The following is an 11,772-nucleotide window of genomic DNA, read 5'->3' on the forward strand; positions in this document are numbered from 1 at the left end:
TAGGTTGGATATGCGATGAGACGTGAACTGGCAATCGAGTTTTCCCGAGTGACGGAAGCGGCTGCACTGGCTGGCTACAAGTGGCTCGGACGTGGTGACAAGAATATCGCCGATGGGGCGGCCGTTGCGGCCATGCGCCACATTCTCAACCAGATCGAGATCGATGGTGAGATTGTGATCGGCGAAGGTGAAATTGATGAAGCGCCGATGCTCTACATCGGCGAGAAGGTCGGTACCGGGCATGGCGACGCGGTGGATATCGCGGTCGATCCCATCGAGGGTACCCGCATGACTGCCATGGGTCAGGCCAATGCGCTGGCCGTGCTGGCGGTGGGCGACAAGGGTTCCTTCCTGAAAGCGCCTGACATGTACATGGAAAAGCTGATCGTCGGGCCCAAGGCCAAAGGCGCCATCGACCTGAATCAGGCTCTCGAGCTGAACCTCAAGGCCGTGGCCAAGGCGCTGGGCAAGCCGCTCTCCCGTCTGACCGTCATTACCCTGGCCAAGCCGCGTCATGACAAGGCGATCAAGGAGATGCAGGGGCTGGGCGTGCGGGTGTTTGCCATTCCCGATGGTGACGTCGCAGCCTCCATCCTCACCTGTCTGCCGGACAGCGAAGTGGACATGCTGTACGGCATCGGCGGCGCACCGGAAGGGGTGATCTCCGCTGCGGTGATCCGCGCGCTGGATGGCGACATGCAGGCCCGTCTGGTGCCGCGTCACCGGGTCAAGGGCGACAGCCCCGAGGTGATCGCGCTGGGTGAGCAGGAGATTGCCCGCTGCGAAGCGCTCGGCATCGACGTCAACAAGGTGCTCAAGCTGGAAGACATGGCGAAGAATGACAACGTCATCTTCTCCGCCACCGGTATCACCAAGGGTGATCTGCTTGACGGCATCACCAGCGATGGCGTGATGGCTACCACCGAGACCCTGCTGATCCGTGGCAAGTCGCGCACCATCCGCCGTATCAAGTCGATCCATTATCTGGAACGCAAAGACAGCGTGGTTCGCGACATCATCCTGTGATGATGGCTCTGCCCGCCATGCGGTAGTGAATCAAGCCCGATCGCCTCGCGGTCGGGCTTTTTGCTGCCTGCCCTCTACGTTTGTCATCTGGCCTGGGCTATGGTGGCAGAGAGTCCGACAGTGCAGGTTGATCCTGTGACAGGAGTGGGTTGTATGGAGTGTCGTTCCGGTTGCGGTGCCTGTTGCATCGCTCCCAGTATCAGCAGTGCCATCCCCGGCATGCCCGATGGCAAACCGGCTGGCGTCCCCTGCATCCAGCTTGATGCGCGCCTTGGCTGCAAGATCTTCGGCCAGCCAGAGCGGCCGGCGGTATGTGGCGGCTTTCGCCCGATGACGGATGTGTGCGGTAGCCACCGCGCCGAGGCCATCTGGCTGATTGGCGAGCTGGAGCGGCTCACCACCTGACGAGAGCTGGGCAAAGAGATAAAAAAGAGGCCGCATTGTGCGGCCTCTCGCGTTTCTGTTCGACGGGCATCAGATCCCCGCCAAGTCCAGTGCCTGACGGTAGTACTCGTTGGCCTTGTTGGTAAGGCGGCGCTTGTCCATCACCTGACCGAGTGCGTGGTAGACGGCGGCACTGGGCGCCTTCTCCACCTGCTTCTCCAGCAGCTTCTGGGCCTCGTCGAGCTGACCGGCCAGCAGATAGAGCTGGGCCAGCGCGTTGTCGACCTCCGGCTGCCCCTGCTGTTTTTGCAGCAGCGCCAGCAGCGGCTGGTAGTTGTCGAGTTTCAGCTTGGGCAGACGGCTCAGCAGCTGCGGCATGGCTTGCTTGCGCAACGCCTCCTGCCAGAGGCTGGCCGCTTCGCTGTCGGCACCCAGCCCGCGCAGCAGATCTCCGTAGCTGGCCAGCAGCTCAGGTTCAAGGCGCAGTTTGCGCGGCAGCTCCTGCCACACCGCCTTGAGGGTCTCCAGATTGCTTGCCGCCTGCTGCAGACGGCCATTCCACGCCTGTTGCAGCAGCTCCTCTTCCTGTTTCGGGGTCAGCTTGCCCACCTTGTGCAGGGTGGGGATAAGATCGCACAGGGCCGCCCAGTCGTGGCGGGCCAGATGCACCTGACGCAGCTGATCCAGCACCATGGGATGGCGCGGGTTGAGGGCGTAGACCGACTCCAGCATCGCCAGCGCCGTGTCGTACTGGCCCTGCTCGATCTGCAGTTGGGTTTGGGTCAGGGTAAGCGCCAGCTCGGCCTTGGGGTTCTCCTCCTGCGCCTTTTGCAGGTATTGATCCCGGCGGACATCGTCACCGCGCGCCTGGGCCGCCTTGGCGGCGCTCAGATAGTTGAGCAGCGGGGTGTCGCTGTTGCTGGCGCCCTTGAGCATCAGCTTTTCAGCCTGGCTGTAGTGCCCTTCGGCCATCGCCAGAGTGGCGGCCACGGTCTGCTGATTGGCCTTGCGGCGGCGACGGGAGCCGTACCAGCCGAGGGTCTTGCGGCGCAGGCCGAACACCCGGCCCAGCAGCCACTCGACGATCAGCAGAGCGCCATAGAACAGCACGGCCAGGATCACCGCGCTGGTGACGGAAGATTCGATAGTGTAGTTGCCGAGCGCAATCAGGACATAGCCCTTGTTGCCTGAGGCCTGCGGGCCAAAGATCAGCCCTGCGACCATGACGGCAACCAGAATGATAATGCGGATCATGGTGCCCCCTTAGCTGCTGGCCAGAATGCGTTGCAGGCGTTCGGTCAGCACCTGCTCCAGCATCGCCTGGGTCTTGAACTGCTCCGGATAGCTGATCTGGATCTGCTCGCCCTTGAGCTTGTCGAGCTCACCCTGCATGTAGTGGGTGGCGCTGTTGTCGGTATCGAAGTACTGGGTCAGCCAGCGCTGCGCCTTGTCGATGCTGTCCTCATAGAGGGACTGCTGTTCGCGATAGACGGCTAGTTGCGCCTGCAGCAGCTTGGTCTTGAGGTTTTCGCGCAGGAAAAATTCCTGCTGCGGTGAGAGCAGGGCCTCGACGGCGCCATCGCGGCGACGGATGGTGATGAAGTTTTCGGTGAACTTGACCCAGTTCTTCTTCAGGTTGCTCTCCCACTCGTCGGGATTGGTGCTGACCGCCTGATCCTGCTCTTGTTTGGCTTCCGGCATGTTGACGGCGGAAAGCGGGAGCAGCTCGATCTGGTCTTCGAGGGCGGCCAGCTTGAGGGTCAGTCCTTCGCGGTCGATGCGCGGCATCCCTTTGAGCTTGGTGATATCTTCGGCCAGTGCCTTGCGGATCGGCATCAGGCTGGGGTCGTTGAGGGCGGCAATGCGCTCGTCGGCGTTGCCGAGCAGGGTGATGGCAGAGACAAGGTCATGCTCCAGCCACAGCTTGCGGCCCGCCATGCGCACCAGATACTCGGATTCGGCCAGCATCCAGTCGTTGGGGCGCTTGTCGTTGAGATCCAGTACCCGGTTCTGCAGCCCCTGCATCTCGCCCTGCAGCCGTTGCTGGGTCTGGCCCAGCGCGGCCAGTTGTTCGGCATCCTTGCTGTTGCTCTGGTCAATCTTGCTCATGGCGCTGGCCAGCTGCTGCTTGAGTTGGGCCAGTTCGGCCTGCTGGGCCACCGCATTCTTGTGACCATGCAGATAGAGACCACCGGTCAGGCCAAGGGCCAGCAGGATGGCGACCCCTCCCAGAACGGCACCGGAGCGGCTCTTGCTGCCATTGACCACCGTGGTCGGCTGGGGTGTGACCTGGGATTCTTGTTGTGCTGTCATTCCATCTTCCTCAGTTCCAGTGCGGCCATCAGGGCCTGGTTGGATGCACCTTGGGCAATCGTGATATGGATAAAGCCCGCAGCGCTGGCCATCTCGGCCACGCGCGGACTGGGGACCACCAGCAGGCGGTCAAAAAGCCAGGGCTGCTGGCTGGCTGGAACCAGCTCCAGCAGCCGTTGCAACAGTTCACCACTGGTGACAAGCAGGCTGTCGAGTCCGGCTGCCTGCCAGTGGCGGGTCAATGCTTCCCCGTCAAACTCGGGGTAGTGGCGCTCATAGGCGGCACAATAGTGCACCAGAGCACCGCGTGAGGCCAGCGTGCTGGCGATGAGATCCCGCCCGCCATTGCCGCGCAGGATCACCACCCGCTTGCCGCTCACCTGCTGCAGTTCGGGCAGGGCCAGCAGTCCCTCGCTGCGCGGGTCGTCCGGGCAGATCGCCCGCACGCCCACTTCGGCAAAGGCATCGGCACTCGCCTGACCCACTGCGAAGTACTCAATATGTGGCCAGGTCAGACCAGTTTGCAACAGAAAATCGTGTGCAAAATGAACGGCATGGATGCTGACGGCGATAACGATGTCGGCATCTTGCAGCATGTCGGCCAAGCGGGTGAGGTCGCTGCCCGCGACCGTTTCCAGCAGTGGGCAGCAGAGTGGTGCATGACCGTGCCGGCGCAGCAACTGCGCCAGCTCGGTGGCCTGAGCGGCCGGACGCACCACTAGCGGGATCATGCGCGGTAGACCTCGGCCAGGATCTCGTCGGCGCCAGCCGCCAGCAGGCGCTGTGCCAGCGTCTCTCCCAGCGTTTCGCCTTCGCTCACCGGGCCGCGGATTTCGTCGCGGATGACACGGGTGCCATCCGGGCTGCCCACCAGACCGCGTAGCCAGATCTGTTTGCCCTCGACCAGTGCATAGGCACCGATAGGCACCTGACATCCCCCTTGCAGGGCACGGTTCATGGCTCGCTCGGTCAATACCCGGGCGCGGGTCTCGGCGTGCTCCAGCGGCGCCAGCAGGGCGTGCAGCTCGTGATCGTCGAGGCGGCATTCGATGCCGACAGCCCCCTGACCGTTGGCTGGCAGGCTCTGCTCCGGCTCGATAAAGGCGGTGATGCGGTGCGCCATCTCCAGTCGTTTCAGACCGGCGGCGGCGAGGATGATGGCGTCATATTCACCAGCATCCAGCTTGGCGAGGCGAGTGTTGACGTTGCCGCGCAGATCCCGGATCACCAGGTCGGGGCGGGCTGCACGCAGCTGGCACTGGCGACGCAGGCTGGAGGTGCCGACCACGGCCCCTTGCGGCAGCTCGGCAATGGCCTTGAAGCGGTTGGAGACGAAGGCATCGCGCGGATCTTCCCGCACGCAGATGGTGTGCAGACCGAGCCCCTCGGGGAACTCCACCGGCACGTCTTTCATGGAGTGAACGGCGATGTCGGCGCGTCCTTCCAGCATGGCGGTCTCCAGCTCCTTGACGAACAACCCCTTGCCGCCCACTTTGGCCAGCGGGGTATCGAGGATCTTGTCACCCTGAGTGCTCATCGGTACCAGTTCGACCTGCAACTCTGGATGCAGGGCTTCAAGCTGGTCTTTTACAAAGTTGGCCTGCCACAGGGCCAGCGGGCTCTTGCGAGTGGCAATTTTCAGGGTTCGGGCTGCCATATCAATCAGTTGTTTCATTTTTAGAAGGAAATCGATATTACCACCCTTTGCCCGGGCTTTCATGGCGGAGCCGGCAAAAGCGGGCTCAAGCTCAAAAATGGAGGCTGAAAATGATTTTCATTAAGTCGAGGTGATTGATTAATTCATTGAAATTATTGAAATTTAACCGTTTCCCCTGATACTTGTTGTGGTCGTACCAGAAATAATCCGGTGATTCGCTGTCGGCTTGTTTACCACTGCTGTTTGCATTGTTAACATGATCACACTTTTTTGACGTATCCCGCTTTTGGTGCGTCATTTTCACCTTGGTGATAGGCAGGGCATTGCTGGAAAAACTCGACACGCTGGTTGCGCGTTATGACGGGATTACCCGTCTCAAGACGCAACGGGCGCTGGGCCTCATGAGTCGCTACGGGCAGCAGGTATTTCAACTGCTGCCGGTCATGCTGCACTTCAATCATCCCCTGTTGCCTGGCTATGTTTCCGGTGATGTCCCTCATGGCATCTGGAGTTTCAGCACCACCCCGGAACAGCAAGCCTTCATTGATGACCTCTGCCAGAATGCCAATTGCCTCAACGGGCTTGCCACCCATGACCGAGCCATTCAAGGGCTTTACTCCATGGGCAGCACCTCCTCCATCGGCCAGTGCTGTCACTCGGATCTCGATATCTGGGTCTGCCACGTGGCCGGCTTGTCGCAGACGCGGCTCGATCTGCTGGAGCAGAAGTGCCAGCAACTCTCCAAGTGGGCGGAACAGCGCGGGGTTGATCTCAACTTCTTCCTGATCCCGGAAGACAAGTTCCGCCAGACCAACGATGCCGAGATGCAGGGGGAGAGCTGCGGCAGCGCCCAGCATCTGCTGCTGCTCGACGAGTTCTACCGCAGCGCCATGCATATCGCCGGCAAGCGGCTCATCTGGTATCTGGTGCCTGTCGAATATGACGACCACTACGACGAATATGTGAACGGGCTGTTCGAGAGCGGTCAGCTCGATCAGGATGACTGGCTCGATCTGGGCAGTTTTAACCGGATCCCGGCCGAGGAGTATTTCGGCTCGGCACTGTGGCAGCTCTACAAGGGGATCGACTCTCCCTATAAAGCCGTGCTCAAGTCGGTGCTGATGGAAGCCTACTCCCACGAGTACCCCAATACCCGCCTGCTGTCGATGATTGGCCGCGACTGGTTCCAGCACAACGAGGGGATGCACTACCGGCTCGACAACTACTGCCTGATGCTGGACAAGGTGACCAACTACCTCAAGTCCATCGGGGACATGGCGCGACTCGATCTGGTGCGCCGCTGCTTCTACCTCAAGGTGTGCGATGGCCTCAGCCACCCGAAGGACGATCACTCTCCCGAGTGGCGCCGCGAGCAGATGAGCCAGCTGGTCTCTTACTGGGGCTGGAGTCAAGAGAAGTTGTACCATCTCGATCACCGCCACGAGTGGAAGGTCGAGGAGGTGAAGATCGCCCATGCCGAGTTGCTGGAAGCTCTGATGCAGAGCTACCGCAACCTGATCCAGTTCGCCCGTCGCAACAACATCAGCGAGTCGATCAACCCGGAAGATATCGGTATCTTGTCGCGCAAGCTCTATGCCGCTTTCGAGAGCCTGCCGGGCAAGGTGCAGCGGGTGAACCTCAAGATAGCGCCGGATCTGAGCGAGCCGGATCTCAGCTTCGTGCAGGTGCCGCACGGTCGCCTCAACCGCGCCGGCTGGTATCTCTACAAGCATTCGCTGGAGCCGGTGGACATCATTGGCCGTGCACCGCTCGAGTTCAACGGCTACATCAGCAAGCTGGTCTCCTGGGCCTATTTCAACGATCTGCTGACGCCCCAGTCGCGGGTGCACCTCTTCAATCAGGGGTCGGATCTGCACATCGACAATCTGCACCAGTTCTGTCGCGATCTCTCCGGCTGCTTCCCCGAGAAGTACCCGCTCGCCACCAACCTGGCGCTCAGCCGGCCGTGCGAGATCCGTCAGCTCTCCATCTTCCTCAACCTGGAGATGGATCCGACCAGCCACTGGGTCGGGCAGGTGATCGAATTCGACGCCAATACCGTGGATGTATTTTCGTTTGGTCGCAATCAGGAGTGTCTGGTCGGTTCGGTGGATCTGGTCTATCGCAACTCCTGGAGCGAGATCCGTACCCTCCATTTTCAGGGGGACGAGGCTGTGGTCGATGCCCTCACCACCATCCTCGGCAAGATGCATCAGGATGCCGCAGCCCCCGAGATGATCGAGGTGTTCTGCTACAGCCAGCACTTCCGCTCTCTGGTTCGCTCCCGCTTCCAGACGCTGGTGGCCGAGTGTATCGATCTGCGCCTGGCCCGCGACAAGCAGCAGCTGGTCAAGACCATGGCGCTCGGTAAGGAGAAGTACGGCATCTTCTTTGAGCGGCGCGGGGTGTCGGTGAAGAAGCTGGAGAACGCCATCGATTTTTACCGCCACATCTCCCACAACAAGCTGGATCACCTGCCGCTGCGGCTCGACAAGACCCACAGCCAGCATCTGCCGAGCATCGTCGATGCCTACGCCAGCGAGGGGTTGGTGCAGTTCTTCTTCGATACCCGGGATGCGGGCACCAACATCTATATCCTCGATGAGGCGAACCGGGTCGAGATCTACCAGCATTTTGCCGGCAACAAGGATGAGCTGGTCTCCGGCGTAAACCGCTTCTACACCTCGAATCACGAGCGCTTCAGCGATGACGGTCAGTTCATCAACTTCAACCTGCCCCAGTACTACGAGATAGTGCAGCACAATGGCGAGCTGGCGGTTATTCCCTACCGCAGCCAGGGGGCGGGGCGTGAACAGGTGCCGCCGACCCGCGATGTGGGTTAGCCGCTGCGGTACGCATCCTGAGAACACAGCAATAAAAACGGCCTGCAGTTGCAGGCCGTTTGCTTTTGCGGTTGCTCAGCCGCCGAGGCGGGCCAGCAGCCAGCTGCGAATGTCGCCCAGCTGAGGGCGGCAGATCTCGTGGCGCATCGGGTACTCGTGCCACTCGGGGGCGAGCCCTATCTCTTCCAGCCGGTTCTTGGCATCCCAACCGAGTGACAGACTCACCACATCGTCATAGATGCCGTGCATGTAGCAGATGGGCAGGGAGCGAGCGGCCTCGCTCATTTCGTCTGCCAGCTTGTCGGGAGCGGCCAGGTAGGTGGACATGCAGAGCAGGCCCGCCAGCGTTGCCTGATAGCGCAGCGAGGTGAAGGAGGCTATGACGCCGCCCTGAGAGAAGCCCGCCAGCACGATCTGTTCGGGGGCAAACCCTTCGGCGACCAGCTGATCCAGCAGGGCGCTGATCTGGCTGGCTGATTCACGGACATGGGACTCCACGGCCCGCTCGGCGGGATCCTCGAAGCTCTTGATGTCGTACCAGCCGCGCATCTTGTAGCCCATGTTGATGGTGATGGGGCGCTCCGGCGCATCCGGCAGCAGGTGACGCACCGGCAAGTCGGCGGGCAGATCCAGCGCATCCACCAGCGGGGCTAGGCCGGCGCCTGAATCCCCCAGCCCGTGCAGCCAGATCACTGCGTGACGGGCGCCCTGTGGATAGAGGTCAATCATGGGAATACCACGGGTTCACCAGCTTGAGCAGTGCAGGACTTGCTCAGCAGAGCCTTGAGCTCATGGCCGAAACGGTTGTCGATCCAAGTTTCACCCTGCAGTTCGAAGTGGAAGCCGTTCTCGCGGGTGGCGACCCAAATCTGGTGCAGCGGCTCCTGCTTGTTGATGATGACCTTGGTCTTGTTCTCGAACACGAGGGTCAGGACACCCCCGTTGCGCTCGCAGTCGATATCCGGATACCCCTCGTCGAGCGTGTCCTCCACGTACTGGAAAAAGGCGTCGGTCAGGGCGTGATACTCGTGATCCTTCATCGGTTTATCCTGTTGCTTTTAACAATGTGAGTGCGATTATAGAGGGCCAAAATTTTTTTCGCAGCGAACCATTATGATTACCCAGTTCACCAAGTGTCTGCTTGCTACTCTTCTTTCCCTCGGGTTGGCCGCCTGCGGTCTGAAGGGGCCGCTTTATATGCCGCCTCCCGAGCAACCCCAGAGCCAGAGTACACCGCAAGCGGCACAGCCTGCGACCCCTGCGGCACCCAACGAGGCCGCGCCGCAATAATGCCGCACCCATTCTAGGAAGGAACCGCCCCTTTGGATCACTTTAACTACGATGCCGCTGGCCAGCTTCAGGCCGAGCAAACCTCGCTGCAACAGCTTGCCGAGCAGTACGGTACCCCGCTTTATGTCTACTCCCGTGCCACCCTCGAACGTCACTGGCACGCCTTTGACAAGGCCGCGGGCGATATTCCCCACCTGATCTGCTATGCGGTCAAGGCCAACTCCAACCTGGCGCTGCTCAACCTGCTGGCCCGACTGGGATCAGGGTTCGATATCGTCTCCGGTGGCGAGTTGTCACGGGTGCTGGCGGCGGGCGGTGATCCGCGCAAAGTGGTCTTCTCCGGGGTGGCCAAGAGCGAGGCCGAGATGCGCCTCGCGCTGGAAAAAGAGATCCTCTGCTTCAATCTGGAGTCGGAAGCCGAGCTGGAGCGCCTCAACCGGGTGGCGGGCAGCATGGGCAAGAAGGCGCCGGTATCGGTACGGGTCAATCCGGATATCGATGCAGGTACCCACCCCTATATCTCCACCGGCCTCAAGCAGAACAAGTTCGGCATCCCCATCGAGCTGGCTCCCGCTATCTATCGCAAGGCGGCGGCGATGGAACATATCGAGATCGTCGGGGTGGATTGCCATATCGGCTCGCAACTCACAGAATTGAATCCTTTCATGGAAGCGGCGGACAAGCTGCTGCGGCTGATCGATGGTCTGGCGGCGGAAGGTATTCATATCCACCATCTGGATGTGGGTGGCGGCCTTGGGGTCAACTACGGTTCCGAGCAGCCACCGCACCCGACAGAGTATGCCGAAGCGCTCAAGCAGAAGTTGGCGGGCCGGGATCTGACCCTGCTGTTCGAACCGGGCCGCGCCATCGTCGCCAATGCCGGCGTGCTGCTGACCCGGGTTGAGTATCTGAAGCCGGGCGAGACCCGCAACTTCGCGCTGATCGATGCCGGCATGAACGACATGCTGCGCCCCTCGCTCTATGGCGCCTGGATGAACATCATCGAGGTGGATAGCCGTGCTGGCCATACCCCTGCGCTCTATGACGTGGTGGGCCCGGTGTGCGAGACCGGGGATTTCCTCGGCAAGGAGCGCATTCTGGCCATCGCCGAGGGGTCGCTGCTGGCGGTGCGCTCGGCCGGTGCCTACGGCTTTACCATGTCATCCAACTACAACACCCGTCCCCGTGCCGCCGAAGTGCTGGTGGACGGTACGCAATCGTTCCTCATCAGAGAGCGCGAGCAGTTGACCGATCTCTGGCGCGGTGAGCACTTGCTGCCTTAAGCTGCCTTAAGCTGCCTTTAAAAGTGCCTTGAGCGCGCGCCCAAAAACAGGAACGCACGATGTTGATAGATTTTTCCAAGATGCACGGGCTGGGAAACGACTTCATGGTGGTGGACGGTGTCACCCAGAAGATCTTTTTCAGCAACGACGTCATCAAGAAGCTGGCGGATCGCCACTTCGGGGTCGGTTTTGACCAGCTGCTGCTGGTGGAGCCCCCCTATGACCCCGAGCTTGATTTTCACTACCGTATCTTCAATGCCGATGGCAGCGAGGTGGAGCAGTGCGGCAATGGCGCCCGCTGTTTCGCCCGTTTCGTGCGTCTCAAGGGGTTGATCAACCGCGATCGCATCGCGGTCAGCACGGCGCGCGGTCGCATCGTGTTGCAGCTGGAAGGGGAGAATCAGGTCACGGTCAACATGGGAGTGCCCCAGTTCGAGCCGGGCAAGATCCCGTTTCGGGCCCAGAAGGCAGAGAAGACCTATCTGCTGCGGGCGCAGGAACATACCGTGATGTGTGGTGCCGTCTCCATGGGCAACCCCCACTGCGTCATCGAGGTACCGTCGGTGGCCGATGCTCCGGTGGCGACACTGGGGCCCATCATGGAGCGTCACGAGCGTTTTCCCGAGCGGGTCAACGTCGGCTTCATGGAGATGGTCAACGCCACCGAGATCAAGCTGCGGGTGTTCGAACGCGGGGTAGGGGAGACTCTCGCCTGTGGTACCGGCGCCTGCGCGGCTGCGGTCATCGGCATGAGTCAGGGCAAGCTCAAGGAGCGGGTCACCGTCAGCCTGCCGGGCGGCAAACTGACCATCGCCTGGAAAGGGCCGGGTCAGCCAGTCTATATGACCGGGCCGGCCGAGCATGTCTTTGACGGCCAGATCGACGTATAAAGCAGTTATTCCGATTGATAGCGGTTCGGCGGCAGGAGCCATACTCCCGCAGCCCATGATGTCGGGGCCAGTCCCCTTTCTCTGAT

General features: G+C 61.1%; 12 protein-coding genes. 6 read left to right on the forward strand and 6 right to left on the reverse strand.

Annotated features, from left to right (window positions below; all coding sequences use genetic code 11):
- Nucleotides 1–15: 15 nt before the first annotated feature.
- Nucleotides 16–1,026 carry a class II fructose-bisphosphatase gene (gene glpX, locus BS300_RS13110; protein WP_071913290.1) on the forward strand — a complete coding sequence of 337 codons (1,011 nt, stop codon included), beginning with the start codon at nt 16–18 and terminating at the stop codon, nt 1,024–1,026.
- A 153-nt stretch (nt 1,027–1,179) separates the two neighbouring features.
- On the forward strand, nt 1,180–1,431 hold the full coding sequence (locus tag BS300_RS13115; RefSeq protein ID WP_071913292.1) for a YkgJ family cysteine cluster protein: 252 nt from the start codon (nt 1,180–1,182) through the stop codon (nt 1,429–1,431).
- Nucleotides 1,432–1,500: 69 nt separating this feature from the next.
- On the opposite strand, the gene BS300_RS13120 is transcribed toward BS300_RS13115, so the two are convergent.
- From BS300_RS13120 to hemC, 4 genes are read right to left on the reverse strand one after another with little or no spacing between them, the layout of a single operon-like run.
- On the reverse strand, nt 1,501–2,664 hold the full coding sequence (locus BS300_RS13120) for a heme biosynthesis HemY N-terminal domain-containing protein (protein WP_071913294.1): 1,164 nt from the start codon (nt 2,662–2,664) through the stop codon (nt 1,501–1,503).
- A 9-nt stretch (nt 2,665–2,673) separates the two neighbouring features.
- A complete protein-coding gene (locus BS300_RS13125) occupies nt 2,674–3,723 on the reverse strand; it encodes a uroporphyrinogen-III C-methyltransferase (protein ID WP_033115485.1) in 1,050 nt (349 codons plus the stop codon).
- The gene (locus BS300_RS13130; protein ID WP_071913296.1) at nt 3,720–4,454 is read right to left on the reverse strand and encodes a uroporphyrinogen-III synthase; all 735 of its coding nucleotides are present in this window, start codon (nt 4,452–4,454) and stop codon (nt 3,720–3,722) included. Before BS300_RS13130 ends, BS300_RS13125 begins: the two co-directional genes overlap by 4 nt.
- Nucleotides 4,451–5,380, reverse strand: coding sequence for a hydroxymethylbilane synthase (gene hemC, locus BS300_RS13135; protein ID WP_143241798.1), 930 nt, complete (start codon nt 5,378–5,380; stop codon nt 4,451–4,453). Before hemC ends, BS300_RS13130 begins: the two co-directional genes overlap by 4 nt.
- A 323-nt stretch (nt 5,381–5,703) precedes the next feature.
- On the opposite strand from hemC, the gene BS300_RS13145 reads away from it, so the two are divergent.
- Complete coding sequence (locus BS300_RS13145) at nt 5,704–8,223, forward strand: class I adenylate cyclase (protein WP_043850949.1); 2,520 nt, start codon at nt 5,704–5,706, stop codon at nt 8,221–8,223.
- A 75-nt stretch (nt 8,224–8,298) separates the two neighbouring features.
- Here the strand turns inward: BS300_RS13145 and BS300_RS13150 are convergent, their stop codons facing one another.
- Together BS300_RS13150 and cyaY are read right to left on the reverse strand one after the other, a co-directional pair.
- Nucleotides 8,299–8,952, reverse strand: a complete 654-nt coding sequence (locus tag BS300_RS13150) for an alpha/beta fold hydrolase (RefSeq protein ID WP_071913302.1) — start codon at nt 8,950–8,952, stop codon at nt 8,299–8,301.
- Nucleotides 8,949–9,263, reverse strand: a complete 315-nt coding sequence (gene cyaY / locus BS300_RS13155) for an iron donor protein CyaY (protein ID WP_033115480.1) — start codon at nt 9,261–9,263, stop codon at nt 8,949–8,951. Before cyaY ends, BS300_RS13150 begins: the two co-directional genes overlap by 4 nt.
- Nucleotides 9,264–9,336: 73 nt before the next feature.
- Here cyaY and BS300_RS13160 point away from each other — a divergent pair, with 73 nt between their 5' ends.
- Genes BS300_RS13160 through dapF form a run of 3 tightly spaced genes read left to right on the forward strand, consistent with a single transcriptional unit; the run spans nt 9,337 to nt 11,686 of the window.
- Complete coding sequence (locus tag BS300_RS13160; protein WP_071913304.1) at nt 9,337–9,513, forward strand: lipoprotein; 177 nt, start codon at nt 9,337–9,339, stop codon at nt 9,511–9,513.
- Between the two features lie 32 nt (nt 9,514–9,545).
- On the forward strand, nt 9,546–10,796 hold the full coding sequence (gene lysA / locus BS300_RS13165; RefSeq protein ID WP_071913306.1) for a diaminopimelate decarboxylase: 1,251 nt from the start codon (nt 9,546–9,548) through the stop codon (nt 10,794–10,796).
- 59 nt (nt 10,797–10,855) lie between these two features.
- Nucleotides 10,856–11,686, forward strand: coding sequence for a diaminopimelate epimerase (dapF, locus tag BS300_RS13170; protein ID WP_033115478.1), 831 nt, complete (start codon nt 10,856–10,858; stop codon nt 11,684–11,686).
- Nucleotides 11,687–11,772: the final 86 nt, after the last annotated feature.

This window comes from Aeromonas sp. SCS5, assembly GCF_001887375.1.
GTDB classification, from domain to species: domain Bacteria; phylum Pseudomonadota; class Gammaproteobacteria; order Enterobacterales; family Aeromonadaceae; genus Aeromonas; species Aeromonas jandaei.